The sequence below is a fragment of the Limosilactobacillus ingluviei DSM 15946 genome, assembly GCF_001435775.1.
In the GTDB taxonomy this organism is placed as follows: domain Bacteria; phylum Bacillota; class Bacilli; order Lactobacillales; family Lactobacillaceae; genus Limosilactobacillus; species Limosilactobacillus ingluviei.
This window is the reverse complement of record NZ_AZFK01000086.1, coordinates 16,497-42,702: the sequence shown is the minus strand read 5'-3', so window position 1 is coordinate 42,702 and position 26,206 is coordinate 16,497. Positions and strand designations below refer to the sequence as shown.

At 52.5% G+C, this 26,206-nt stretch carries 25 protein-coding genes, 1 pseudogene and 1 other annotated feature; of the genes and pseudogenes, 11 read left to right on the top strand and 15 right to left on the bottom strand.

The window, feature by feature from the left end; genetic code table 11:
• Nucleotides 1-180: 180 nt before the first annotated feature.
• On the top strand, nucleotides 181-1,407 hold the full coding sequence (locus FC43_RS09655; RefSeq protein ID WP_056955503.1) for an MFS transporter: 1,227 nt from the start codon (nucleotides 181-183) through the stop codon (nucleotides 1,405-1,407).
• A gap of 54 nt (nucleotides 1,408-1,461) precedes the next feature.
• Here FC43_RS09655 and FC43_RS09650 read toward each other — a convergent pair whose 3' ends face one another.
• From FC43_RS09650 to FC43_RS09640, 3 genes are all read right to left on the bottom strand, one after another.
• Entirely contained in the window at nucleotides 1,462-2,430 is a 969-nt protein-coding gene (locus FC43_RS09650; protein WP_056955502.1) for a 2-hydroxyacid dehydrogenase family protein, read from the bottom strand.
• Between the two features lie 136 nt (nucleotides 2,431-2,566).
• The gene (locus FC43_RS09645; protein WP_056955501.1) at nucleotides 2,567-3,460 is read right to left on the bottom strand and encodes a LysR family transcriptional regulator; all 894 of its coding nucleotides are present in this window, start codon (nucleotides 3,458-3,460) and stop codon (nucleotides 2,567-2,569) included.
• 243 nt (nucleotides 3,461-3,703) lie between these two features.
• Nucleotides 3,704-4,591: a serine hydrolase gene (locus FC43_RS09640; RefSeq protein WP_019206753.1), complete on the bottom strand. Its 888-nt coding sequence runs from the start codon at nucleotides 4,589-4,591 to the stop codon at nucleotides 3,704-3,706.
• A 126-nt stretch (nucleotides 4,592-4,717) separates the two neighbouring features.
• On the opposite strand from FC43_RS09640, the gene FC43_RS11135 reads away from it, so the two are divergent.
• Nucleotides 4,718-4,861, top strand: coding sequence for a hypothetical protein (locus FC43_RS11135; RefSeq protein WP_019206752.1), 144 nt, complete (start codon nucleotides 4,718-4,720; stop codon nucleotides 4,859-4,861).
• Here FC43_RS11135 and FC43_RS09635 read toward each other — a convergent pair.
• On the bottom strand, nucleotides 4,838-5,443 hold the full coding sequence (locus FC43_RS09635) for a hypothetical protein (RefSeq protein WP_056955500.1): 606 nt from the start codon (nucleotides 5,441-5,443) through the stop codon (nucleotides 4,838-4,840). The genes FC43_RS11135 and FC43_RS09635 overlap by 24 nt on opposite strands.
• 89 nt (nucleotides 5,444-5,532) lie before the next feature.
• On the opposite strand from FC43_RS09635, the gene FC43_RS09630 reads away from it, so the two are divergent.
• The 3 genes from FC43_RS09630 to FC43_RS09620 all read left to right on the top strand — a co-directional run bounded on the left by FC43_RS09630 (nucleotide 5,533) and on the right by FC43_RS09620 (nucleotide 7,525).
• Nucleotides 5,533-6,402, top strand: a complete 870-nt coding sequence (locus FC43_RS09630) for a PPK2 family polyphosphate kinase (RefSeq protein ID WP_040470152.1) — start codon at nucleotides 5,533-5,535, stop codon at nucleotides 6,400-6,402.
• Between the two features lie 113 nt (nucleotides 6,403-6,515).
• Entirely contained in the window at nucleotides 6,516-7,199 is a 684-nt protein-coding gene (locus tag FC43_RS09625) for an AzlC family ABC transporter permease (protein WP_019206749.1), read from the top strand.
• Nucleotides 7,196-7,525, top strand: a complete 330-nt coding sequence (locus tag FC43_RS09620) for a branched-chain amino acid transporter permease (protein WP_019206748.1) — start codon at nucleotides 7,196-7,198, stop codon at nucleotides 7,523-7,525. Before FC43_RS09625 ends, FC43_RS09620 begins: the two co-directional genes overlap by 4 nt.
• 570 nt (nucleotides 7,526-8,095) lie before the next feature.
• On the opposite strand, the gene FC43_RS09615 is transcribed toward FC43_RS09620, so the two are convergent.
• The 5 genes from FC43_RS09615 to asnA form a co-directional block, all read right to left on the bottom strand.
• On the bottom strand, nucleotides 8,096-9,355 hold the full coding sequence (locus tag FC43_RS09615; RefSeq protein WP_019206747.1) for a D-alanyl-D-alanine carboxypeptidase family protein: 1,260 nt from the start codon (nucleotides 9,353-9,355) through the stop codon (nucleotides 8,096-8,098).
• A 114-nt stretch (nucleotides 9,356-9,469) separates the two neighbouring features.
• Nucleotides 9,470-9,991, bottom strand: coding sequence for a hypothetical protein (locus tag FC43_RS09610; protein ID WP_019206746.1), 522 nt, complete (start codon nucleotides 9,989-9,991; stop codon nucleotides 9,470-9,472).
• Between the two features lie 59 nt (nucleotides 9,992-10,050).
• Nucleotides 10,051-10,632 (bottom strand): phosphatase PAP2 family protein, encoded by a 582-nt coding sequence (locus FC43_RS09605; protein ID WP_019206745.1) that lies wholly within the window; start codon nucleotides 10,630-10,632, stop codon nucleotides 10,051-10,053.
• Nucleotides 10,625-13,540, bottom strand: coding sequence for a DUF3427 domain-containing protein (locus FC43_RS09600; protein WP_056955499.1), 2,916 nt, complete (start codon nucleotides 13,538-13,540; stop codon nucleotides 10,625-10,627). Before FC43_RS09600 ends, FC43_RS09605 begins: the two co-directional genes overlap by 8 nt.
• Before the next feature lie 163 nt (nucleotides 13,541-13,703).
• Nucleotides 13,704-14,714: an aspartate--ammonia ligase gene (asnA, locus tag FC43_RS09595; RefSeq protein ID WP_019206743.1), complete on the bottom strand. Its 1,011-nt coding sequence runs from the start codon at nucleotides 14,712-14,714 to the stop codon at nucleotides 13,704-13,706.
• A gap of 75 nt (nucleotides 14,715-14,789) precedes the next feature.
• Nucleotides 14,790-15,042: a binding site (T-box leader), on the bottom strand.
• A gap of 171 nt (nucleotides 15,043-15,213) precedes the next feature.
• Here asnA and FC43_RS09590 point away from each other — a divergent pair.
• Nucleotides 15,214-15,813 (top strand): glycoside hydrolase family 73 protein, encoded by a 600-nt coding sequence (locus tag FC43_RS09590; protein WP_019206741.1) that lies wholly within the window; start codon nucleotides 15,214-15,216, stop codon nucleotides 15,811-15,813.
• Between the two features lie 70 nt (nucleotides 15,814-15,883).
• Entirely contained in the window at nucleotides 15,884-16,402 is a 519-nt protein-coding gene (locus FC43_RS09585) for a GNAT family N-acetyltransferase (protein WP_019206740.1), read from the top strand.
• Nucleotides 16,403-16,445: 43 nt separating this feature from the next.
• Here FC43_RS09585 and FC43_RS09580 read toward each other — a convergent pair whose 3' ends face one another.
• A complete protein-coding gene (locus tag FC43_RS09580) occupies nucleotides 16,446-17,609 on the bottom strand; it encodes an MFS transporter (protein ID WP_019206739.1) in 1,164 nt (387 codons plus the stop codon).
• Between the two features lie 203 nt (nucleotides 17,610-17,812).
• Between FC43_RS09580 and FC43_RS09575 the strand changes: the two genes are divergently transcribed.
• Complete coding sequence (locus tag FC43_RS09575; protein ID WP_019206738.1) at nucleotides 17,813-18,682, top strand: alpha/beta hydrolase; 870 nt, start codon at nucleotides 17,813-17,815, stop codon at nucleotides 18,680-18,682.
• A gap of 168 nt (nucleotides 18,683-18,850) precedes the next feature.
• Here FC43_RS09575 and FC43_RS09570 read toward each other — a convergent pair whose 3' ends face one another.
• Both FC43_RS09570 and FC43_RS09565 read right to left on the bottom strand, forming a co-directional pair.
• On the bottom strand, nucleotides 18,851-19,537 hold the full coding sequence (locus tag FC43_RS09570) for a type 1 glutamine amidotransferase domain-containing protein (RefSeq protein WP_019206737.1): 687 nt from the start codon (nucleotides 19,535-19,537) through the stop codon (nucleotides 18,851-18,853).
• A 3-nt stretch (nucleotides 19,538-19,540) separates the two neighbouring features.
• Complete coding sequence (locus tag FC43_RS09565) at nucleotides 19,541-19,834, bottom strand: hypothetical protein (protein WP_155818361.1); 294 nt, start codon at nucleotides 19,832-19,834, stop codon at nucleotides 19,541-19,543.
• Nucleotides 19,835-20,035: 201 nt separating this feature from the next.
• Here FC43_RS09565 and FC43_RS09555 point away from each other — a divergent pair.
• From FC43_RS09555 to FC43_RS09545, 3 genes and pseudogenes are all read left to right on the top strand, one after another.
• Nucleotides 20,036-20,404, top strand: a pseudogene (locus FC43_RS09555) (PTS beta-glucoside transporter subunit EIIBCA); the annotation flags it as partial.
• 257 nt (nucleotides 20,405-20,661) lie between these two features.
• The gene (locus FC43_RS09550) at nucleotides 20,662-22,113 is read left to right on the top strand and encodes an APC family permease (protein WP_019206734.1); all 1,452 of its coding nucleotides are present in this window, start codon (nucleotides 20,662-20,664) and stop codon (nucleotides 22,111-22,113) included.
• A complete protein-coding gene (locus FC43_RS09545) occupies nucleotides 22,097-23,452 on the top strand; it encodes an aspartate aminotransferase family protein (RefSeq protein ID WP_019206733.1) in 1,356 nt (451 codons plus the stop codon). Before FC43_RS09550 ends, FC43_RS09545 begins: the two co-directional genes overlap by 17 nt.
• A 47-nt stretch (nucleotides 23,453-23,499) precedes the next feature.
• On the opposite strand, the gene FC43_RS09540 is transcribed toward FC43_RS09545, so the two are convergent.
• Genes FC43_RS09540 through FC43_RS09530 form a run of 3 tightly spaced genes read right to left on the bottom strand, consistent with a single transcriptional unit; the run spans nucleotide 23,500 to nucleotide 26,105 of the window.
• Nucleotides 23,500-24,309: an EAL domain-containing protein gene (locus tag FC43_RS09540; RefSeq protein WP_019206732.1), complete on the bottom strand. Its 810-nt coding sequence runs from the start codon at nucleotides 24,307-24,309 to the stop codon at nucleotides 23,500-23,502.
• Nucleotides 24,302-25,624, bottom strand: coding sequence for a glycosyltransferase family 2 protein (locus FC43_RS09535; protein ID WP_082611498.1), 1,323 nt, complete (start codon nucleotides 25,622-25,624; stop codon nucleotides 24,302-24,304). Before FC43_RS09535 ends, FC43_RS09540 begins: the two co-directional genes overlap by 8 nt.
• A complete protein-coding gene (locus FC43_RS09530; RefSeq protein ID WP_019206729.1) occupies nucleotides 25,602-26,105 on the bottom strand; it encodes a hypothetical protein in 504 nt (167 codons plus the stop codon). Before FC43_RS09530 ends, FC43_RS09535 begins: the two co-directional genes overlap by 23 nt.
• Nucleotides 26,106-26,206 lie beyond the last annotated feature (101 nt).

The window sequence follows — 26,206 nt, the reverse complement described above, 5'->3', positions numbered from 1 at the left end:
GTCTACCACAAATGGCTTTTCTATTTTTCTAACTTAATTTTACAAACCGCGTCTAATTAAATATCATAAATTATGCCAAAATCGTCTTTTTGGTTGCTTGCTATTTCAATTAAAAAGTGGCACAATGGCATACGACAAAATAAAGAAGGCCCGTGAGCCTTCATTTTGGAGGAATTAAATATGGAACAGACAAGCAACAAACTGTTGACGCAGGCAAATAACGAAAAGTGGGTCATGGCCTCTACGGCGGCCGGTTTCTCATTGGAAAACATGGACATTATGTTTTTATCGTTTGCCCTGGCGCCGATCATCGCGGATCTGCACCTTTCTGGTACGGCGGCAGGTTGGATCGGCTCGATTACCAACTTAGGGATGCTCGCGGGCGGTGCGGTCTTTGGTCTGCTCGGTGATCGCATCGGTCGTGTTAAGACATTCTCTTACACGATCTTTATTTTTGCCTTCGCCACCGCCGCGATGTTCTTTGCCCACTCGCTGAGCGCCATTTATGTCCTGCGGTTTCTCGCTGGTATCGGAGCCGGTGGTGAATACGGGGTTGGGATGGCCCTGATTGCCGAAAACTTTGCCGCCAACCGGATTGGCCGCTTAACGTCGGTTGCCGCCATCGGGGGCCAAATCGGGGCGATTTTCGCTGCTTTAGCCGCGGCCGTAATCATCCCCCACTTTGGTTGGAACGCCCTGTTCTTGTTGGGCATCATCCCGGTAGTCTTAACCTACTTTATTCGGCAACACGTCAGTGAAAGTGCCGAATTCATTACGGCTCACGCGCAAGCGCAAGCCAAGCACGAAAAAATTGCCGTCAGTCGCCTCTTTGCAACCCCTCGCTTAGCGGTGCAAACCCTGGGCTTAATGGTAATGGCCATTGTCCAAATCGCTGGTTACTTCGGCTTAATGAACTGGTTGCCACCAATTGCCCAAAAGCAACAAGGCTTGTCGGTTTCCGGTTCCTCCCTCTGGATGATCGCTACCATCATTGGGATGAGCCTGGGGATGGTCGTCTTTGGGACCATCATGGATCAAAAGGGCCCGCGGTGGGCTTTTGGGATTTTTCTCCTTGGATCGGCCCTGGTGATGTTTGCGATCTTAATGGCTCACACCTCACTGCAATTAATCTTGGCTGGCGCACTGATCGGTTTCTTCTCAAACGGGATGTTCGGCGGTTACGGTGCCGTCATCAGTCGCCTCTACCCTACGGAAATCCGGTCAACGGCCAATAGCATGATCATGAACACCGGGCGGGCCATCGGGGGCTTCTCCTCGGTCGTGATCGGCTTTTTGATGGATCACGCCACCCTCTTGACTACGATGGGCTGCTTAGCTGCGCTCTACTTGCTTAGCTTTGCCATCATGCTGAGCTTACCGGGCATCCGCCACTTACAAGCCAACTAAACTTCAAGCAAAAATAAAAAATGAGCACCTCCGCGCTGGGAAGTGCTCATTTTTTTATTCCGCCGCATTTACCACGTAGCGTGGCGCCTTACCGGCTAAAACCGCTAACGCATTGTTCGTCACGATTTTGGCCATATCATCCCGGGCTTCAACCGTCGCATTCCCCACGTGTGGCGTCAAAATCACGTTGGTCAATTGCTTAAAGCCCTCTGCTACCAAGGGTTCTTTTTCGTAGACATCCAACGCTGCCCCGGCCAGTTCGCCGGTTTGTAACGCCGTCAAGAGGGCGGCTTCGTCAAGCACTGGTCCCCGGGCACAGTTGATCAACAAGGCTGACTTTTTCATCCGTTTAAACGCTGCCGCTCCCAGCAGATGGTGCGTGGCGGGCGTCAGCGGGCAGTGCAAACTAACTACATCGCTGACTTGTAAAAGTTCTTCTAGTGAAACGTATTGGGCATGATAGTGGGCTTCGGTGGCCGGGTCAGCCTGGTACCGCTGGGTATAGACAATCTTCATGTCAAACGCCTGCATCCGTTGGGCCACATTCTTTCCAATGTCCCCCAAGCCGACGATCCCCAAGGTCTTGCCCGCTAACTGGTGCCCCAAGAAGAAGAGCGGGGCCCAACCGTCAAAACCCTGAGTCCGCATTAATTGATCCCCTTCAACCATCCGGTGCGCCAAGGCGACCATCAACCCGCAGGCTACTTCGGCCGTCGAAACCGATGAGACAAACGGGGTGTTGGTCACATCGATCCCCCGGGCCCGCGCGGCTTGGACATCAATGTTATTGAATCCCGCCCCAAAGTTAGCAATCAACTTTAGTTTCGGGGCCGCCGCAATCACTTCTTCATCAACCTGGGTCGACAGCGGCGTAATCAACACCTCAATTTCCGCTACGTGTGCCAGCAATTCAGCTTTCGTAATCAATCCCGGCCCCGCAAAGCTTTCATAAGTGATGCCCGCTTGTTCTAACAATTTCGTCGCTACAGCTGGTAACGGCGCCGTAAGGTATACCTGCGTCATAATGCTCGCTTCCTTTTCTTTTTCATCAACAACTAGCGTTACTTTTATTATATTGGAAACGGTTTCGCTTGTTAATGGTTAAATTAACCGGCAACAAAAAAGACCGGGAAAACCTCCCCGGTCGCAGCCCTGGTTGCTAGGGTTTCCGCAATTTCGCCGTCAGCAGCTGACCAAATTCCGTCATCATCGAGGTCGTCAAGGCCGGGCGCCAAGCTAAGACATAGCGTTGCGTCAACGCCACCGTTTCGGACCCCTGCAAGGCGACCCGAGCAATTTGAGGTGCGGCCGGCCGCCAGGTCCCCACTTGGTCGACTAACAAATAGCCTTGGTTGGCCGCCACCAAAATCTGCGCCTCCGTGAGGCTGTTGACAAAGCGAAATTCACTCAACACGCCGATTTGTTCCCGGTAGTAACGGGCTTCTTCAACCGCCCGCTGCTCGGTCGCAATCACGATACAGGGCAGCTGCGAAAGGTGCGCCAAGCTCACGGTTGGTAATTGGGCCAGCGGGCTGGTTTGGGCCACCTCAACAAAACGCCGGGCCGCCAAAACCGGCTGCACCTGAAAGTCAGTCGGTACATCGCCGCGCTCGCCCACCAGGGCCAAATCTAACGTTTCGTTCGCTAAATTTTGCAATAAGTCCGCGTGACTTTGCGCCCGCACCGTCAGTTGCAACTGTGGATACAACTGACTAAAGGCACTCACCACGGCGCTTAACTCTACCCCATCATAATTTTGGGGATAGCCTAACGCCAGCTCACTGACCTCTTCTTTGCCAACGTTGATCGTTGCTTGCTGAAGCTCATCGGCAGCCGCTAACAGCCCCGGCCCGTGCCGATACAGATAATTACCAGCACTGGTCAGCGAGAAGCTGCGGTTATGGCGCCGCAACAATTTAACCCCCAACTCTTGTTCCAACGCCCGAATCTGTTGGGAAACGGCCGATTGAGAAATGAAGGCTGCATCCGCGGCTTTAGTAAAGCTCTTATTATCAACAACTTTTATAAAATAATCTAGCTGTCGCAACAACATCTCCGACTCCTCCATTTCTCATCCATTACATCCTTTGCCCATAGTATAGCTGATTTAGCGGAAAAAGCATAATTTTACGGTGAGTTCTTATACAAAAATCGTTTTTCTGTGATAAAAATTAAGAATAATAAACACAATCGATTATTTTGTTGGCGGTTTCACAGTTTTTTTAGGCAGCGCCAGTTTGCCCGGCACAAAATAAAAAAGACTGGTCCCCGGGGTTCACCAGTCCCTTTGCCGTCATTAATCATCCAAGCGCCGCATCGCTTGCCGAGTCACTTGGGCCAGTTGCTCAACTAATTGTTTGCCGCTGGCCATGCTAGGATTATGATCCGTATAAATGGCAATCGTGTAGTCATTTGCGCCTGGGCCATCGATATAGCCAATACTGTTGATAATCCACTGGTCCTTGCCATAGGGCAGCCACCCGTTCTTTAACGCAAACGAGTCGCTGCCCGCCGAAATACCCCACTGCTGATCGGTAGCCACATGGGCCATTAAATACCGCAAGTAGGCCCGGGATTGATCGTTCAATTGATCCGAACTAAAGTAAATCTGATTCAATAAGCGGACTTGGTCAGCCGGAGTCGTCGTTGAGAGCCCCCACGCCTTATGAGCCGTCGAATGGGTCATCCCAAAGGCCGCAAAAGTGGCTTGCAAGCCCGCCTGGCCGCCTAAATAATCTTCAAACAGCAAATTGGTAGCGGCATTATCCGAATTTTCAATCATCCGGGTGGCCAAGGCCTTTTCTTGCGCCGTTAAGTGCCCCTTTTCCTGGCGCAAAATGCCAGCTAAAATCGCTACCTTGACGGTACTGGCCATGTGAAATTGGTGGTGGGCGGCGTTGGTGCGACTATAGAGCTGGCCCGTTTGCGCTGAATACAGCGCAATACTTACCCGTTCACTGCGCCCCGCCAGTTGGGTTCGCCAAGCTGTTTGCAAGCCATAATGCACCCGGGGGCCGATAAATAAATTTTCCATGGCCTCCAGCGGATTAGAAGTGGTGGGGGCGGACCGTTGCGTGGTGATGCCCCCAATCAATAACAACGCAGTCAGCAAAAAGCCACCGCTCAGTCCCCACCGCCAGCGACGTTGGCGGCGGCGCTGCGCTTGGCGTTGGCGTCGTTGCATCGGTTTGTCCCCCTTTTAAATCTGAATTGATTTATCTTAACACATTTTCTGAGTAAAATAATTTTTCCGTGCTTGGTGCCGTTTTCAAGACGTTCTATAATAGAAGTTAAAAAGGAGGAGATAACCATGGCTAAGTGGCAGCAACTTTGGCAAACATTCAAAGCCGGCTGTAAAGAAAATTTCTTTGCCTACCTGGCCTTCTTCGCTCAAGAAGATGAATTTATCCATGCTCACCAACGGCCCAAATCAAAGCAGCAACCGCGCGATTAATTCCCGCGGCGTCATCGTCCGGGGATTTTGATCCCAAGCAGCTTCAGCAGGGTGGTAGTGATCAGCAAAGTCAAAGTACCCGTCCAACAAGGCGCGGCCGCTTGAGGTTAATAACACCCGCTGATCCTTATAGCTGACCAAACACAAATGGGCGGCCAATAGTGGAGCTAATTGCGCGGCCACGGGCGGTGCTACGGCTTGCCCCTGATAAAAAAAGTAGTCTGCCAACCAGTGCAGTTCACCGCCAGTCTGGTTGGCTTTTTCCACGAACGCCAGCGCCACAAAGGTCGCATATTCCACCGCTAACCCTTGGGCCGGTTGGGCCATGCGAGCTTGAATCGCACGCACCAAGGCCCTGCGCCCCGGATAACGACGTAAATTAAACGACCAGGGATCGGCCGCCGTTTGATCATGAAAGGCCAGCCGCACCACGTAAAGACGCGCTTGCTTCACGAGGGCCAAATACGTACTCTCGCTTTGCTTGGAATGGTGCTCGTGGATCAGCCAGACATCGGCTGGGGCGATTAAGTGCGCCCGCACGGCCGCGACTTCTTTTTGCCAATCACCTACCGTTACCGTCATTGCTTACCTTCTCCTTAATTTTTGTTCCGTCAGGGGGGTGCCCTGACGGATGGTTGTTTCCAGTTTACGCGGAAAATGGGGGGATTACCATGGATTTAAAACAATTTCGTAATACCAACGCTGACTTTCAAATTGCAACAGCCCCGACCAGTTTTGACACTGGCCTGGATCAAGCCGGGACCAAGGCTGAACTAGCCAAAACGATGGCCAAGATCAAACAAGAACAACGCAAACTCTTTGCTGATCGCCGTTACGGTATCATTGTCGTCTTGCAAGCGATGGACGCGGCTGGGAAGGACAGTTTGATCAGCCATGTCTTTTCACAAGTCAATCCCGGCGGGCTGCGGGTAGCCAACTTCAAACGCCCTTCGTCAACCGACTTGGCCCACGATTTTTTGTGGCGCATCAACGCCCAATTGCCGGAACGCGGTGAGATCGGGATCTTAAACCGGTCTCACTACGAAGACGTTTTGGTCTCCCAAGTGCACCCCGAATTGATCGTCAATGCCCACTTACCAGGAATCTACGATCTAGCAGACGTGACCCCGGCCTTCTTTGCCCAGCGGCGTGATGACATCAACCACTACGAAAGTTACCTGACCCACAGCGGCTTTGTGATTTTAAAGTTCTTCCTCCACGTTTCCAAGGCCGAACAAAAGAACCGCTTCTTAGCCCGGATCGAACGCCCCGAAAAGAACTGGAAGTTTGAACGTGCCGATATTGCCGAACGCCGCTTTTGGGATGCTTACCAACAAGCCTACCAAGACACCATCCAGGCTACGTCCAGCAAGGAAAATCCATGGTACATCATCCCGGCTGATGATAAATGGACCAGTCGCTTATTAGTCGCCAAAATCATGGTCAAGCGCCTCAAGCAACTCAACTTGCAATTCCCGGTTACCCCCGCGGACCAAGAACAATTGATGCAAGATGCCCTAAAAATTTTAGCTAAAGAATAGCGCCAGCGACCAGGAAGAACCCGCTTTTTTCCTGGTCGCTTGTTTTTTTCCGCTGGGGCGGGTAAAATCAAGCCATTGATTTTCATCAAATTTTAATTTAAAGGAGATTCGCGATGCCGCGCTCAGCTTTTAACGTTGCTTGGCATGCCTCCCTCCCCGTTTTGTTTGGCTACTTAATCTTAGGACTAGGCTATGGCTTATATATGCATAACCTGGGCTTTGCCTGGTGGTACCCGCCCTTAATGGCTGCTACCATTTACGGGGGATCCGTGGAATTTGTGATTGCCACCATGCTGACGCAACACTTCAACCCCCTCACCGTCTTATTAATCACCTTTGTCGTTGGTTTTCGCCAGTTTTTCTACGCGGTCAGTATGTTGAACCGTTACGACAGCGGTGACTGGCGACAATGGCTGCGCATTTATGGTCTTTCTGATGAAACCTTCGCGGTCAACTACACCCTGCACGTCCCAACTGGGGTCAACCGGCAAACCGTCTATACGTGGGTGACGGTGCTTGACTATGGTTATTGGATCAGTGGCGCCTTATTCGGCGGGTGCTTGGGCCAAGCCCTCGCCTTGCAAATTCCCGGGCTTGAATTTGTTATGACCGCCCTGTTTATCGTCCTGTGCTTGGACCAGTGGCAACGGGAAAGCGATCACCTCAGTACCTTAAGCGGGCTGGTCTTAACCGCTTTGACCCTGTGGTTGGTCGGGAAAACCTACTTTTTGCTGGTCACCTTGTTATTATTAGTTCTTGAATATAGTTGGTTAGATTGGAGGCGTCGGCAGTCATGATCCTTTGGCAACGTTTAGCGACCATCGGCCTTGCCGCCATGGCCAATTTTTTAACCCGGGTGTTGCCCTTTTGGCTGTTCAAACGGCCCGGCAGCCAAACGCCCCCGTTTATTCAGGGCCTCGGGGATTTTTTGCCCGGGGCGATTATGGCAATGTTGGTGATCTACTGCTTGCGTGACGTTAATTGGACCGGGCCCAGTCACGGCCTGCCGGAACTAGCGGCCGCTTTCATTACTGCCGGGGTCCATTTAAAGTGGCACCAAACCTTCCTGTCATTACTTTTGGGTACTGGTAGTTATATGCTCTTCATAAACTGGCCGTTTTAATTTTTTAACGCTAAAAGGGCGCCCAATCACCTTCGATCGGGCGCCCTTTTAGCTGGGGTCGACTGCTGATTAAAGTCTTAGCTGAAACGGCTGCGAATACCGTGGGAGAATGAAACAATAATCAGTGCGACTAACCCCAAAATTGCAATTACATTACTCATCGTTGACATCATATTGAACACTCCTTTTTTTCTTTTAATCGTCGGGCGCTAGGCCCCGTTCTTGTTTACAAGCTTATCGTAACAGCCTTTTGCGGCTTTGACCACTAATAATCTGCTGATGTTTTGATGAGGAAAATCCCCGCTCCGCCCGGGATTTTTAAGGCAATTCTGAGCAATTGTCCTGGTTTTAAAGTCTAGCTCTACTCGTCAACGTTAAACCCGCAGTCTAATCCCCTTTGCCTCCCCCGCGAAATTAATTATCTTTCGTCAGATTGGTCGAACCATTCAAATTTCTAAGAATCACGGCCATAATCTTCTTAGAATCGCAAGTTGAAGCGTCAAAAATTTTTTACCCGGACCCTTGGCAAAAATAAAAAAGCCGGGGAAATTTCCCTCGGCTGCTAAGTGATTAAAACTGCCACCAATGGTGCTTGGCAACGCTGGTCGTGGCCCAAGCGGGCAAAGTAAAGTCGGGCATCCCCGCCAACTGCAAGGTAATCGTCCCCACCCGTTGGCCGGCCTTGACGGGAGCCCGAACCTGGCGGTGCGCAATCGTATCTTGATCACTGCGCACCTTCAGCTTAGCTGGCCAATGCTTGGCAGTGGCCAGTTGCTTGGGCACCCATACCACCGTTGATTTAATTTTAACCCCCGTCTGGTGCCGGTGGTGACCATGCGCCACTTTTACCGTTTGGACTTGGGCACTCAATTGTTGGACCTTGGTTAAGGTCACCGGAGTCGCGCGGTTCATTACAATATCCAGCATTTTTTGGGTTTGGGTAAACTGGTTGTTAAACTCACCGGGGGCATGCAAAACAACGGTAATGATTCGCCGGTTGGCAAAGGTTCCCGACCCGACAAAACAGTTACCGGCCTTATCGGTTAAGCCGGTCTTGAGCCCGTCGATTTCGCCGCCCTTCGCCGCCACACCATTTTCTGGCAGCATAGCGTTAATATTGATCATTTGCTCCTCTTGGCCGTCGGTGACCCGGAAGTTGACAAATTTTTGACTGGTCAGTTTAGTAACGTCGGGGTAGTGATTTAACAAGTAAGCCGCAATTTTCGCCATATCTTGCGCCGAAAAAAGGTTTTCGGCATCCTTGTCGACCCCTTTTAGACCGTAGCGGCCCAGCTCGCCGTTCGACAGGCCAATCATATTGTAAATTTTAGCGTCCGTCACCCCCGCGCGGTGAGCCATCTTTTGCATCTTCTGATTAAAAGCCTGGGTGCTCCCCGCCGAGGCTAAGGCCAAGGCTTCGGCACTCCCATCGGCCGAAACAATCATCATTGATTCCACTAAGGCCTTAACGGTGTAACTTTCCCCTTCGTTTAATTGGACGTTGGAAAAACGCCAGTCATTGGCCAACTTCGCCACCGCGTGGTCAATTTTGATTTTTTGCTCCCAATCCAAGCGGTGGTGGGCAATATCATCTTCAATTACTAATAAGGTTAAAATCTTGGTCACCGAAGCCACTGGATAACGCTTAGTGGCATTTTGGGCGTACAAGACCTGCCCGGTTTGCTGATCAATCATAACCGCCGCGCGGGCATCCACCCGCGTCGCCGCTGCCCCTTGCACCGGAGCGCTCACGAAGCTGCCTAACAAGACCGCCAGCATCACCACGCCTGACCAGTGGTGCCGGAGCCAATTAACACTTTGTTTCCACATAAAAATCCCCATTCATGGTTTGCATTTTTGTCACAATAGGTAACATTGTACAAGATTTCGCCATGCCCGGGGGATTTTTTAACAAATTGTAGGAATTTAGTAACCAGGCCTTAATTATTGCCCGGGAAAAGGTTGGGCCGTCGTATGCGGTACCGTCGTCGTCGGGGCCTGGTGCTGGGCTTTAAAGGTCGCAATTGAATCATCGCGAACTTGCAGCGCCCGTTGCTTTAGCTCGCTGTCACTGCCGGGGGCATAGATTGAAAATTCCCCCGTCAAACGCATTTCCGTCAGCTCCAGTTCTCCCGGAATGATAAACTCGCTCTTCAGTAGGCTGACCAAGTACTTGGCGGAGTCGCTCAAGTCTTCGAGTTTCCCAAAGCTGTCACGAAAATGCTTCATCTTGGCCGCTTTTTCCGCGTGCCATTGGAAATACTCGTTGAATTGTTCAACGACGTGCATCAGCTTGCGCCGGTATTCACGCCGAAACTCCGGGATCCCCCGCAGGTCTTCGGCCACGTATTTTTTCAAAGCCACGAATTCCAAATTAAAGCCACTGTTGGGCGCCATTTGAATCCCGTTGGCCGCTTGGTCCGCTAATTGGGGGGTGATATGAAATTGAATCAATTGTGCATCCATTATTTTTCCGCCTTTTCTGTCTTTTCTTCAGCCTATCATTTTTTTGCGCTGCCGACCAGTCAAAACCAACCCAGTAATTGAATCAGCCACTTCAACCAGCTGAGCCAACTGAGCGCTAAGAGGACTGCCCCGACAACATCACTGGGGTAGTGGGCCCGTAAGGTCAAACGGGAATATGCCACCAGCCCCCACCATAGCAATAAGCTGCCGGCCAACCACCACGCTGGCCCATATAATTGCCAGAGCATTACCGTCATGACCGTTGTTCCCAGCACATGGCCAGAGGGAAAACTATAGCCATCATCATGGGCCAAATGTTGTACCGGACGTGGGCGCTTCAGGGTATGCTTAATGATAATTCCAATCACATTGGCTCCGCCCAGGCCGGCTAACACGCCCAACGCCCCCAGCCACCCACGGGTGGACCACTGGACCACCGCCAGTAAGAAGCACCAGCCCACCATCAACTTAGGCTGGGTTACCCAGGCGACACCCCGCCAAAACCAGCCCTGGTTGGCGGTAACGAAGTAGGCATGCCAACGTTCATCCCAGACTTGCACCTTGGTCACGCGACGCAATAAAAAGATCAGCCCCGCTAACGCCCCACTGCTGAGGAGGGCCACAATCAGTTGGTTAAGCATCTTCTTCCCCCGTTAATAAGCGCAAGAGTTGGTCATCCAGTGGTGTATCCAGGGCCAAATTGACCGCCAAACGCGTCAAATCCCCGTCGACCACCTTCGTCAAACTATCAGCTTGGTAATGACAAGTCCCAAGGTAATAGTAGCTCTGTTGATCGAGGGCATTGGAACGTTGGACAAACAAGTGGAGGCGGTCTTGGCCGCTAAGCAACCGTTGGACGTTTTTCGCGGTCGGTTTGATGTCCTTGCCATTCAAAAAGAAGCGTAACGCCCCGTGACCAATAAACTCATTTTGATAAGCCAATGCCTTTTTGATTCCCTGTCGCTTCTGATAGGAGACAAAGAAGATCCCCTCATGCAACTGTGACTCGGCATTGGTAAAGTAATAGCCGCTCACAATCTGGGCATTTAAATTCTTCGGGTTGTTAATTAAACGCACCGCATCCTTGCGGGTATACTTTTGCCCCCGGGTAAATAACTGGTCCGGGCGGTAGGCCTGGGCCAAGGCCAACCCCGTTTTCACCGTGTCGGCCACTAGCGCGCGAAACTGGGGCGTAGTCTGTAAAGCCGCCCGCATTTGGGGTCCCCACTGGTAGTGATTTCCCACGAACTCCACCACTGGTTGACTGCCGTAATCGGCCTGGGTCGGTCGCGCTCGCTTAGCAAAATACGACAAGTCCAAGACCTTGTGAACCGAGCGCAAGGTCAGCGGATCACTCACGCACCCGTGGGCTTGCAGCTGGGCTTGAAAGGCTTGGGCGGTGACCACCGGCTGATTAAGCAACTGGGCTAATAACAACAACTCGTGGCGCCGCTTGCCATTCAGCAATTCCGCGCTGCAAAAATTCAAGACCCGGTGTTGGTAATCAGTTAATGTCACGGGTTCACCCATTTTGGCCAAGAATTGGGCATAGTTGCGCACCGGACCGGTACTGGTCACGACCAAGGGATCGGCCACCCCATAACGCTGAAAGTCACTTAAGGCTGGGCGCCGCCCCAAACGTGCCTTTAAATCCATGTACAGGGGCCGTAACCGGCTCAGCGCCGTTAAATGGGCTTGACTCAGGGTTGCCAGCACCCGCTCCTGGGCGACCGGTTCAAATTCAATCGTCGACTGCCCCACCAACGTTTGCCCCTGGACAGTGGCCCGGGCAGCATCCGCCGAAGCCGTCGCCGCCCCGGTCAAGGCTAGGGGCAACAGGTAATTGTGCTTAAAATTCCCGATAAAATCAATCACCACCAGGTAATCTTTCCCCGGTGACTTGCGCAACCCCCGCCCCAACTGCTGTTGGTAAACGATTGGTGACGCGGTGTTGCGCAAGAAGACAACCTGATTAACGCACGGAATGTCGATTCCTTCATTAAAGATATCGACGGTAACCAAGTATTCTAACTGCCCCGCGGTGAGTTGCGCCACTAATTGTTCGCGGCGCGCAATTCCGTCGGTCCCACTTAGCGCCGCGGCCGGGTGCCCATGCCGGCATAAAGCGGCTGCCAGTTCCGTTGCTTCCAAGACACTGGCACAAAAAATCAAGCCGTGCCCCTGGTCACCACTGTAACCATAATAAGCCGTTTGGGCCAATAAATAGGCCACCCGTTCATCTGACGTCAACAACGCGACCGCTTTGGCATCCGCCCGGTGCGCTGAACCCGTCGCAAACTGCGCTTGGTACTTCGTCACCCGTTGGTTGTCCGCCGCGAGCGTAAATTGGTAATCAGCAATCCCCACGTAGTGAAAGGGCACCAGCATTTCAGCCGCTAAGGCCTCCGGCAGGCGAATTTCATAAGCGACTTGATGATCAAACAGGTCAAAGACGCTCACTTCGTCCGTCCGTTCCGGGGTCGCCGTCAACCCCAGACAAAAGGTGGGGTGAAAGTAATCCAGCAAGGCTTGGTACGTCGCTGCCCCGGCGTGGTGAACCTCATCGATGATCAGATAATCAAATTCTGCCGGTTCAAACGCGGCCAAATTTTTTTGCAGGGTTTGGACGGTCGCAAACAGGTACTTGGCGCCCCAGTCGTGCCGATTGCCAGTCAGCAAACCATAATCGCGTTCGGCACCCCCCAGAACCTTTTGAAAACTGCGCCGCGCCTTTTGCAAAATCTGCTCCCGGTGAGCCACAAACAACAACCGTTGGGGCCGCGCCGCTTGCACCGCAAAGGCCGCCAGATACGTCTTGCCCGTCCCGGTGGCAGAAATGACTAAGCCACGCCGGGCCCCGGTGCCACGCAGTTGCTCAATTGCCGCCAACGCCGCTGCTTGCATCCGGTTTGGCCGAATCACCGGCGTCGGGGCGGCCGCCAGTGGCTGAGCTTGCGGCGCCTGATAGTTAGCCTGATACGCGGCCAGCCACGCCGCAGTTAATGGTTGCGCTTGGGCCCATTGGCGCGCAAAGAGCTGCTGAAATTGCCCAGTAAAGGCCCCAGCGGCCCGGGAATCCAACTGCAACATCCACTCTTGGTTGCGCCCCAACATCGCCCCGGCCGTTAAATTCGCACTGCCCACCAAAAACGTTGCGTAAGCCCCGTGATCAAACCAGTAACCCTTCTGGTGAAAGCCCGCCCCGGCGGCGACTCTGACCTCAAGGTTAGGCAATTTCAATAGTTCCGCAAAGACTTTCGGGGTGTTGAAATTTAGGTACGTCGCCGTTAACAACTGGCCCTTCACTCCCTTGGCTGCCAATTGCCGCAACAGTGGTTTCAAATTTGATACCATCGCGTCACTGATAAAGGCGACACTAAAACAAAAGCGTCGGCAGGTCAATAAGTGGTGGCGCAGGGTCAGCCAAGTCGGTGTGCCTTGATTGTCCAATAGACGCGGGCCAAAGTTGACACTGGCCTGGCCATGACTTTGGTCCACCAGACTATTTACTAATGCCGCTTGTAGCTCCGTTGTTTGCCAATCCGTCATCCTGATTCCCCCTGAATTCAATTCACTTTTCCCATTATACCGAAAAGGCAGGACCCCCGCCGGAGATCCTGCCTGTGATTTAAAATTGTTTTCGTTCGCCGGGTCCACTGGCGAAGGGCCCCAGGCTGGGAGGAAGCCTGGGGTCCGAAGGAAGGCGGTCTAATTATAGCAAGTGAATGCCGACCTTATCGCATTCTTCCCGCATGCTTTCTGGCCACAGGCTGGCTTGCACTTCACCAACGTGGGCCTTGCCTAACAGCAACATGCACAGCCGGGATTGCCCAATCCCCCCACCGATCGTGTATGGCAGTTCCCCCGCCAACAGGGCGCGGTGGAATGGCAATTTCGCCCGCTCTTCAGCGCCGGCTTTCTTTAATTGTTCCGCCAGCGATTTTTCGGATACCCGGATCCCCATACTGGAAACTTCCAACTTGCAGCCCAGGGGTTCATACCAGAAAATAATGTCACCGTTCAACGCCCAATCATCGTAGTCGGGGGCGCGCCCGTCGTGACGTTCACCGGAACGTTGCAACTTGTCACCGATCTTCATAACAAAGACACAGCCCAATTCCTTAGCGATCTTGTCTTCCCGTTCCATTGGCGTCAATTCTGGCCAGCGGTCTTCTAGTTCTTGGGTCGTCACAAAGTGAATTTCATCTGGCAAGTGGTGCACAGCTTGCGGGTACTTGTACCACACCTCGTGTTCCATGTGCTTGATGACCTTGAAGATTTGCTTAACAGTAGCCTTTAAGGTCGCTTCCGTCCGTTCTTCTTTGGCGATCACCTTTTCCCAGTCCCACTGGTCAACGTAGATCGAGTGGAAGTTGTCCATGTCTTCGTCCTTGCGAATGGCGTTCATGTTTGTGTACAGCCCTTCGTGCATCCCGAAGCCATACTTTTTCAAAGCCAGGCGCTTCCACTTGGCCAGGGAGTGGACGATCTCGATCCGTTCATCGCCTAAGTCTTTGGCGGTAAAGTGGACTGGCGTTTCAACCCCGTTTAAATCGTCGTTGAGCCCGCTGGAGTGGCGCACAAACATCGGGGCTGACATCCGTTGCAAGTTTAATTCCGCCGATAATTCATCTTGGAACGTTTCCCGGATGTAGCGGATGGCTTCTTCGGTTTCGCGAATCGTCAGCTTTGAGTCATAATCTTTTGGTAAAATCAACGTCATAAGAAGGTCCTCCTTAATTAACTCACGTGCAACTTGGTTTTAAGAAATGAAAAGAAGCCCTTCATCCCCTGAATTCCAAGGGACGAAAGGCTTCTTTCCGCGGTACCACCCTAGTTGCTTGGGGGTCTGACCCAAGCCACCTCAAATAAGAGTACTAACATACTCTGCCGGGGGTAACGTTCCGGTAACGGCTGCGCCTACTTCGCTTTGCGTTTGGGGCAGCAACATCCGAAAGGGTTTTTCACCAGTCCAGGGTCGCTTGGGTTCCCACTAACCCCAAGTCACTGCACGAATGCGGCTGGCTACTCGTCTTTCTCATTGTTTTTTAAATTTGTTGATTATATTCTAACCAACTTTTGGGGAATTGCAAGCCCCGGTCCCGAAAAAATTTGAACTTTTTCTGCGCACCAGCTAACAAATTGGTTACGATTGGCGAAAAAACTACCATTTCGCAAGGGCTTCTTTTAAGATCAAAGGGAACGAAAGAAAGGATTTTATCATGCAGAAAAAAACACTGGTAGCCATCTTGATTGGCGGCTTAGCCCTCATCGCTTTAGCCGGCCTGACCGTCTTTTTAGTCAACCGGCCCAGCCAAACGCCGACGCGGGAAAGTCACCCGGCCGATATGACGGTCAAGCAATTCATCAAGCAAATCGCTCCGGCGGCCCAAGCAGAACAAAAAAAATACCACATTCCTGCCAGCATCGTGATTGCTCAAGCTGGCCTGGAATCGGATTGGGGCCGGGCTAAGTTGGCCTATAAATACAATAACCTCTTTGGGATGAAGGCTTCCGGCCACCAGGCCAAGGTCCGGTTAGCGACCAAAGAAACGCTCAACGGGCATACTAAGACCGTCAAACAGGATTTTGCCGTTTATGATTCCTGGGCAGACTCGATTCAAGCCCACGCCAAACTGATTTTAAACGGCACGGTTGATAACCACGACCGCTTCAAAGGCGTCACCACCGCCAAGGATTACCAAACGGCTGCCTGGGAGTTACAAAAAAACGGCTACGCGACCGACCCCGCCTACGCCAATAAGCTCATTTATGCCATCCAAAAGTTCAAGCTTGATCGCTACGACCATTTTGCTAACTAATTTTTCAATCGTCACCCAGCGTAATTGGTGCTATCCTAGAAGCAGCAAAATTATCACGGAGGCAGTTTAAATGGCAATTCCAATCTTAGTTCCCGCCAGCACGGCCGATCTCCCCGCCATTATGACGATTATTGACCAGGCGAAAGCCGCTTTAAGGGCCGCCGGATCCCCGCAGTGGCAAACCGGCTACCCGAATCAAGCCACGATTGAAACCGACCTAGCGGCAGAACAGGGGTGGGTCTTACGGCTGGAGCAAACTGTGGTCGGGTACCTGGCCCTCGTGGTCGGCGACGAACCAACTTACCAGCACATCGATGGCGCTTGGGCGGATACGACCGCACCATATGCGACCTTGCACCGGGTCGCCTTGAGCGACCAATACCGGGGCCAAGGACTGGGCAAATTCATGCTCAGTACCGCTATCTCAGTTGGCGCGGCGCAAGGAATTCGGAATTTCCGCATTGATACCTACCAACTCAACCAGCCGGTCCAGACCCTCGTCAAGGCAGCGGGCTTTAGCCACCGCGGCACGATTTACGTTAATGAACCCAACCATCCGGAACGTTTGGCCTTCGAATTAAATCTTTAATAAAAAATCACGCTAGCCACCTGGGCAAAGCGTGATTTTTCGTTTAGCTTTGGTTACGCCACTTGGCCGCCAACATAATCAAAACCGTGGCCAACGCCCCGTAGAGCGCCGCAATGTAGCCGACTTTCGTCAGATCCAAGAACCGAACCGTTTCCGCAGCCGTCAACGATCCCAGTGAAATCCCGATGTTAGCAAAGATCGAGTTTAACGACGAAGCCAGATCCAAGGCTTGCGGGTACTCTTTTTCGGCGATGTTTAAAAACATCAGCTGGGTCGAGGCCCCATACCCCGCCAAAGCCACGCAAACCAAAGCGATGATGGCAACCGTCGCCCACGGCCAAGCAAACGACGGGGCCATTAAGGCTAAGAGGATCGTCATCGCCACGTACATCCCCGGCAGCCGCTTAACACCACCGTTGTCAGCCAAAAAGCCCCCAAACTTGTTACCGATAATAAAGAAGATCCCCATCATCAATAAGAGCCAGTTTAACCAGGTATCATTGAAGCCCAAGACGGTGGTCAATAACGGCCGAATGTAAGTATAGAAGGTGTAGTCGGCTGCACAGACTGCCACGATAAAGGTAATCCCCACCAAAATCCGGCGATCAGCAAACAGGGCAAACTGATCTTTCAAATGTCCCTTAACCTGAGGGGTGTCTTTGGGTACCAACCAGACCAACAGGCCCATTACGATCACCGTCAACCAGGTAATCATCCAAAAGCTGTCATGCCAAGTGAGATGCTGACTGACCAAGGTCCCAATCGGCACCCCAATCACGGAAGCAATACTAAAACCGGCAAAGATCCACGAGACCAACCCCGCCCGCTTCGCTGGGGGCGCGACAAAGGCTGCAATCACCAATACCAAGGAGATAATTGCGCCGGCCACCGTCGCCGTCAACATCCGCGATAAAATCAAAGCCCAATACCCCTTGGCCAGGGCCGTCCAGGTATTGCCGATTAAAAAGACGACCATCAACGCCAGCAGCACCTTATGCCGGGGCCACCGCCCCGCCACCGACGTAATAATTGGCGTACTTAAGGCGTAGACAAAAGCAAAAATCGTCACCACGTAACCCAGCGAGGCCAACGAGACATGGTATTCGTGGGCCACATCGGGCAAAACCCCGACAATCACGTACTCATTACAGCCCAACATAAAGGCGACTAAGACAAAAACAATCGCACGCAATTGCTCTTTTCGCATTGTACGTTCCTCCGTTTCTTTATGGTCCCGCGGCCAAATTAAAAACCAGGCGCCAACCTGGTTTGCTCCGCCGCCACGGGCGCGTTAAATTCTATCCAATCTACTCTACCGGGTTCTGAAGTGACATGCAAGCCTTTAAACTTGACAATTTTCTTTGCAATCGCAATCATAACCATAAAATACGCTAACTGGAGGAAACGAAAATGCAAAAATTTTGGTGGCGTTGGTTGCTCGTGCTGGTGGCCCTGGCCGGGGCCGTAGTGGCAGCGAACCACAATCGCACGCAACAAGGAACGCAAGCCGCCCACTTTGTTAATTCCACCACCCCAACCCTCTTTTTTCATGGCTGGGGCTCGTCATACCACGCCGAACAGCAAATGGCCAATTACGCCCTCAGCCGTGGGGTCACCACGACGATCGTCCGCGCCGATGTCGCCAAGGATGGCCAAGTCACCTGGTACGGTCGCTTAACCCCTGGCGCGCGCAATCCAATCATCGAAGTTAACCTGCAAAATAACAAAAGCGTCAAATCAGGCGCCGGTTCGCTCGTGGACGCCTACGCCAACAGTAGCCAGTACGTTCTGGCCGTGATGCGGGCGGTCAAAGCCAAGTATGGCTTTACCAAAGTGAACGTGGTTGCCCACTCGATGGGGAACCTCCAAGTGTACTATTATTTGAAGGCCCACGGACAAGATCGCTCCCTGCCCCAAATCCAAAAGCTTGTTGACCTAGCCGGGCATTGGAACGGCCTGGTAATGGAGCCGGGGGCAACCACGGTAACCTTAGCGGGCAATGGGCGGCCCTCCATAATGTTGCCACAATACCAGGGCTTGCTGAGCTTACGGCAAACCTTTCCCCGTCAAATTGACGTGCTCAACGTTTATGGCAATTCAAAGAATAACACCGATGGGACCGTACCGAACGTTTCCTCGCGTTCTTTACGCTGGTTAGTAGCCGGCCGCGCCCATTCCTACCAGGAAGAAGTCATCAAGGGCCCCGGCGGCCAACACAGCCAACTGCACGAAAACAAGGCCGTCGACCGGCTCCTGGTCCGTTTTTTATGGCAAAAATAACCTTCTTGATGGTTTTTGAATATTACACAGATCACGTGGGAAATAACCGCAAGCCTAGTGGATAAGTACGAACGAAGAACGACGCGTACCGCGCCAACCTTCGTCCTAGCTTATCCATCCGGCTTGCCGAGCAGGTTATTTCCCACTCTCATTTTATTTCCCAGGAAATTATTTTTCTTCTGCCAACGCCGCGATTAGTTTCGTTGCCACCGCTTGGGCCGAAAACGGATTTTGTCCGGTAATCAAGCGACCGTCTTGCACAGCAAAGGTCGCATACGGCCGCCGTTTGACGAAGTGGCCACCTCGCCGGGTTACTTCAACTTGGTTTAAAAACGGCACCTGCCAACGCTTACCGGCCAGCACTTCTTCACCGGTGGTGAACCCGGTGACCTGGCGATTGACCAGCAAATACTCCCCATTTGGCCGCCGCAAATTCAAGAGTCCGGCAATTCCGTGGCAAACTGCGGTGACATAGCCGCCCTGCTGGTAAATCACTTCCGCCAACTGTCGCAGCCCCGCATCCGCCGGAAAGTCCCACATCACCCCGTGCCCACCGGCATAGTAAATCGCGATGTAATCCTGCGGTCGCACTGCCGCTGGTGGCAGGGTTTGGGCTAAGGCCGCCCGCTGAAAGGCTGGTTGGCGATACAGGGCCAAGCTGGCCGCATCGGCATACTTCATGCTTCGGGGATCCAGGGGGACATAACCACCCTTCGGGCTAACGTAATCAACTTGATACCCCACCGCTTGGACTGCTAACACAAATTCTGTGGTTTCTCCCAGCCACAGCCCAGTCGCTTCTGCCCGCTGGCCATAGCTGGTTTGATTGGTTTCCACAACTAAGATCTTTTTCATTTATCACCTCCACGGTATTAACGCCTTCAATCCTTGTTCACGTAAAGCATAGCCTAAAATCGGCCAAGCCGTCTGCGGCCGCGTAATGGCTTGCCCCGCTGCCAAACTGGCCATTTGTTGTTCATAGTAAGCCAAACCAATTAATGACCCTACCTTGCGATCTAATCGGTGCCACCCCGTCGAAAAATGGGAAACCTGCACTGGCCGAAGAGTACCGGCTTGGAGCTGGTGTGGCAAATCTGGCACTAATACCAACGGGCGAGCAAGCCCGACCAAATCAGTATCCCCGCTGGCCACTGCTTCTTCAATCCCTTCCCGGGTCCGAAAGCCCCCGTAACCATAATTGGCACGTCGACGGCGGCCTTTGCCTGGCGCGCGTAGTCAATAAAAGTGGCGCCCTGGCCATCCTCCATCATCTTGGGATGCTCGTATAAGCCACCTGAAATTTCAATTAAATCGATCCCACGATTGGCCAGTTCCTTCATCACCGCCAACGAATCCGCCGCCGTCTTAGCCGTCGCCATCAAGTCGAAGAAAAAGGATCGCAAGTCCTTAGGGATTGCCGCGGCCATCTACGGGATCAACCTGCGCTTCCGCAAGGTCTTTATCTCCGGGTTGGCTGGCTCAGCCGTCGGTGGTCTGATCACCGGGTTAATGCACGGCTCGATGTACGGCTTTACCGGGTCGCTGATCGGTTTCTCTTCCTTCTTTAATCCGGCGTACCCAACCGACTTAAATTCCTTCTACGCTTTCCTCTTCTCCAGTCTGGCGGCGATCATTGTCTCCTTTATCGTCGCTTGGGTCTGGGGCTATAACGATCAAATGGAAATGGGCAAGAAGGTCACCAAGAAACAAACGCCTAAATAACTTTCAGTTCAATTACCACTTAACCGCTGCTCAGCACGCCTCTCCCCGCTGCTGGGCGGCGGTTTTTGCTATCCCAGCTATAAAACGATAAAATGAGAGGCTTTTAATCCCACCGATGGAAGCCCTCCCACATGAATTGACGAATTTCTTTTGTTGACGCGGATCCGCGGACTTGCTAAACTAGATTAAGAATTTATGAGAGAGTTTTAACCCTACATAGCATTTATTTTGGTTTAGTTCAAAAGGAGGAGATACTTATGAGTTTTTGGCAAACCATTACCCGTAAGGAAGACCCGAATGTATACCAGGACAAGGACAGTCACCTGATCCGCACGCTGCGGGTCCGCGACTTCCTGGCCCTGGGGGTCGGGACAATTGTTTCAACGTCGATTTTTACCCTGCCGGGGGAAGTGGCCGCGATGCACACTGGGCCAGCGGTGGCGATTTCGTTCCTGCTCGCGGCGATCGTGGCCGGGCTGGTCGCCTTTGCTTACGCGGAAATGTCGGCCGCCATGCCGTTTGCTGGATCAGCATACTCATGGATTAACGTCGTCTTCGGTGAATTCTTCGGCTGGATCGCCGGTTGGGCCCTCTTGGCTGAGTACTTCATCGCCCTGGCCTTCGTGGGTTCCGGACTGTCAGCCAACCTGCGAGCCTTGCTGGCCCCAATGGGCTTGAAACTGCCGGCTTCGCTTTCTAACGCCTTTGGCACCGACGGTGGGATCATCGACTTGATTTCCTTAGTTGTTATCGGCCTAGTAGCCTTCTTGGTCGCCAAGGGGGTTTCGCAAGCCGCCCGGGTGGAAAACATCCTCGTTATCCTCAAAGTCGGTGCGATCCTGCTATTTATCTTCGTAGGGTTAACCGCCATTAAAGCGGCCAACTTCACCCCCTTTATTCCGAAGTACCACCCAACGGCCAACGGGCCATTTGGGGGCTGGCAAGGGATTTACGCCGGGGTTTCGATGATCTTCCTGTCTTACATCGGTTTTGACTCGATTGCCGCGAACTCCGCGGAAGCCAAGGACCCGCAAAAGACGATGCCCCGCGGGATCTTGGGATCGCTGCTGATCGCCGTGGTCCTCTTTGTGGCCGTCGCCCTGGTCTTAATTGGGATGGTCCCGTACATGAAGTACGCTAACTCCGCCGAACCAGTTGGGCTGGCCTTACGGAGTGCCGGTCACCCCGTGGTCGCTTCGGTCGTTCAAACGATTGCTGTCTTCGGGATGTTTACCGCTTTGATTGGGATGACGATGGCTGGCTCCCGGCTGATCTACTCCTTCGGGCGGGATGGGATGCTACCTAAGTTCTTGGGTGGATTGGACAAGGAAAACCGACCCAACCGGGCTTTGTGGACACTGGCGATCATCGCGATCTTAATCGGGGCCCTCTTCCCATTTGCCTTCTTGTCCCAACTGATCTCAGCCGGGACTTTGATTGCCTTCATGTTTGTCTCCCTCGGGATTTACGCCTTGCGTAAGCGTGAAGGTAAGGACATTCCAGAACCAGCCTTTAAAATGCCATTCTATCCGGTCCTGCCCGCGTTGGGCTTTGTAGCTTCTCTGATCGTTTTCTGGGGATTAGACATCCAAGCTAAGCTTTACGCCGGTGGTTGGTTCGTCCTCGGGGTTATTATCTACTTTGCTTACGGAATTCGTCACTCTTACTTAGCCAAGAAGGGGGCTGACGTAAATGGAGACAACCAATAAACAACTGCTCGCCGCTGAAGATACGGCCCTGGCCACTAGTGCCCGGATCAAGTACTACGATATTGTGATTGACCACGGTCATGGCGCCGTTTTGACCGACGTCGAGGGCCACCAATACCTTGATTTACTGGCCAGCGCCAGCTCAACCAACACCGGCCATACCCACCCCAAAATCGTGCAGGCCATTCAGCACCAAGCGGCCAAATTGATTCAATACACGCCCGCTTACTTTGCCAACACCAGCGCCGCGAAGCTTGCGCCCAAATTGGCCAGTTTGGCGCCGATCAGCGGCCCAGTGGAAATTTCATGGGGTAATTCCGGTTCGGATGCCAATGATGCGATCATTAAGTTTGCCCGCGCGGCGACCGGCCGGCAGTACGTGGTTTCCTTTACCGGGGCCTACCACGGCTCGACGTATGGCTCCATGAGTGCTTCGGCCGTCAGTTTGAATATGACCCGCAAAATGGGGCCGCTTTTGCCCGGGATGGTCAAGGTCCCCTTCCCCTCCCCGTGGCTGAAAGAAGCCGGCGAAAGTGAGGAGCACTTCGTTGACCGCTTCTTTGCCGCCTTCAAACTCCCCTTTGAAACTTACTTGCCGGCCGATGAAGTCGCCGTGATCCTAGTTGAACCAATCCAAGGGGACGGCGGGATCGCGATGATGCCCCCGGCCTTCATGACCAAAATTTATCAGTTTGCCAAGGCCCACGGGATCCTATTTGCCATTGACGAAATCAACCAAGGTTTGGGGCGGACCGGCAAATGGTGGTCAATCCAACACTTCCCCGGCATTGAACCGGACTTAATGTCCGTCGGTAAATCCTTGGCTTCGGGCTTGCCGCTCAGTGCCGTTATTGGGCGCCGCGCGGTCATGGAAGCCCTCGGGGCGCCGGCCCACCTCTTTACGACCGCTGGCAACCCGGTCACGACCGCGGCGGCCTTGGCTACACTAAACGTGATTGAAGAAGAAGACCTGGTCGCTCGTTCCGCCCGGTTGGGGGAAGAGGCGCGCCAATTCTTTACTGCCGCCCAAGCCAAGTATGACTTTATTGGTGACGTGCGCATGTATGGCCTGAACGGTGGGATTGACATTGTTGATCCCCAAACCGGTCAACCAGACCCTACCGCCACCACCAAACTGATCTACCGGGTCTTTGAACTTGGCGCGCTGATTATCAGCCTGCGGGGTAATATTCTCCGCTTCCAGCCTCCGTTAGTCATTACTGAGGATCAACTGGCGCAAGCGTTTGCGATCTTTACGCAAGCCTTTGATGAATTAGCCGCCAACAAACTGGCCTTACCGGCCGGCGCTGATCAAATTGGTTGGCAAGCGAAAAATTAACTAACGAAAAATCCCTCAGCAAGCCCGTCAAGCTTGCTGAGGGATTTTTATAGTGTACCAAGTGGTGCTTGCGGGGCGCTGTACCAGTAGCCCTGCCGATAAGGAATTTGAAGGCGTTGGGCTAAGGTATCCTGCGTTCCGTCTTGAACCTTTGCCAAGACTAAAGTCACCCCCAAACGCTTAGCATGACGCTGCCAGTCACCCAAAGTTAAATCAAGCCAATGATCTGCTGACTTTTTAAATGCTCCCGCCGCAAACTTTAAGTAGTCCACCTCAGTCAGCAGTGGCCGGAGGCTTTGATAGGTCCGCTTGGTCGCATCAATATCTTCGATGCTAATGGCCACGCCGCTCATTTTTAACCGTTGCAACTGCCGCTTAAAGCGCCACTTTTGCCAAGGCGTCAGCACATGAATCGCTACGGCATCAATTTCTAACACCAACTGGCGCTGAGGTCCAATGATACTTTGGGACCACTGGACAAATTGAAGGGCGCGAAAATCAGCGACTTGAGCAACTGTCAAATTCAGAGCAATGATCTTGACTGTTGGCTTCAAACAAGCTTGCAGGCGTTGCAATTGAGCTACCATTTGGGTTAATGGAAAGGTCGCCACGCGCTGGGGCAACTGCCAACGCTGACTCGACTGATCAAAGCTTCGCAATAATAATTCATAGCCTACCATCGTCTGCGCCTGGTCATAAATCGCTTGAACATGATAACGATACTGGACATTATGATCATCACCAATATCAATGCCTTGGCGTTGGCGATAGTACCACCAGCCCACCCCACAACAACTTAGGGCTAACAAGGTCAACAGCAGCCAAATTTTAAAGAGCTCCCACGCTAATTCAGTCATCATTAACCACCTTTCGGGTCGGACTGACCCAAGTTCCCTTCCCATAACCCGCGATTGTTTTCACCGCCCGGGGAAAGGTCGTCACAATTGTCAAGGGATTTACCAGCCAGGTAAAAAGCAAGTACCACGGCGCAAAAAACAAATAACGACGTTTGGCGCCGTGTAAATCTAAGATCAGGGCGGCCAAAACTTGCAACAAGCCCGCCGCTAACTGACACGTCACAAAGATCAAGCTCATCACAATCCCGTGCCAGACCCGTTCATAATTACCATTCCAAGCAAAGGACAGCATCGTCAGTCCAAACCACAAACTGGTTAACCAAAAGAAAAAGGCCCAAACAATCGAAAAAGTGGTGTCCCACATGATCGACCAAACGTGACGATACCGCCACGGATGGGCCAATAAGCGTGGCAGATTGGTCAGCCAGACTTCCGTCCCACCTTGCGCCCAACGTTTTCGTTGCCGATATAGATCACGAAAACTTTCCGGGACGTTCATATGAAAGACGATATCGGGCGCAAATTTAGGCGTCAGATTCAAAAAGGTCTGATCCCAAGCGATACTGATGTCTTCAGTCGCCCGATCCTGCCGAAAGCCCCCAGCCGCCAAAAGAAAGTCGCGCCGGTACATGGTATTAGCCCCACTGTAAGCGTACATCGTATTGTTGATCGCCGTTTGACTGCGCTTGATAATCCCTACAATACTAGCGAATTCCACTGTTTGCGACTTCCCCCACAAAGTTGTCCGGTTATAAACGTCCATGTTGGCGGTAATTGCCGCATAATTCAAACCGGCGGGACTGGTGAAGTACTGCATATATTTAGTCAAAGCATCGGGTTCCGGCAGAGTATCAGCATCGTTGCTCAAAATATATTCCCCACGGGCAAAAAAGGTCCCAATATTAAAAGCATGGGCTTTCCCTTGATTGGCCGTAATGGTAATCACCCGTAATTGGGCAAACTGAGCTTGCAACCGGGCCAATAGTTGGGGCGTCTGATCGGTACTGCCGTCATCTAAGACCAGCACCTCGTAATTGGGATAATCCAACTCCGTAAGCAAATACCTCAGGGTCCTTTCAATTACCACTTCTTCGTTATGAGCTGGCACCATGATCGTCACCATTGGTGTTTTTACTAGCGACTGACCAGGTCTTAACTCATCTTTTTGGCGAAACCAGCGGTAGGCCACAGCGCCCCAGAACCAATACATCGCTCCTAGAATGGGATAAAGGCATAGAATTAAACTGCAGAGCGCCACCAAACGGCTCCAACCTGGCGACACACCCAGAATTTCATTCATGAATTGTGAAGTCATTTTCCACCTCTCTAAGCCAATCGGCAAGCTGTTGATTCGTCAAATTTTGGTTTGGTTGGACCCGATAAACCCGCGCCCGGTGCCTTTGCGTTGCCGGACCAAAACGCAAGGCCATCTTGGCTTCCAAGTAGTGCTGCTGGCGTTGCCGTTTTAATGGGTTAAGCATCGGCCATTTTTCAACCAACCCTTGGCGCCGCCGGTTTTGCAGGTACGCACTGCTAAGGCAAAATACCGCCATCACCCCAAACATGAAGGGCAAAAAGACCACCAAAAATTTCAATTCAACAAAACCCTCGTGGTAGTGCCAAAAGTAATGCCCCCACCGGCCCTTGGTAAGCGCGGCTAGTGCCGTCGCACCGGTAATGACCCCGGGGACTAAAAATAACAGCCAGGCCAACAAGGTCCAAACCGTTTGCCAAATGGTGCGTCCCCAGTGGCCCCGGGCAAAATAATCATCTACGTAGTGTTGTTCCGGTCGCATTCATAAACTCCCTTTCCTTACACCTCAATTGACATTTGAGTGAACGAAAAAAACAATGCCACCGGCGAAGGAAACATTGGTTTTCAAGAATTAATTTGTAG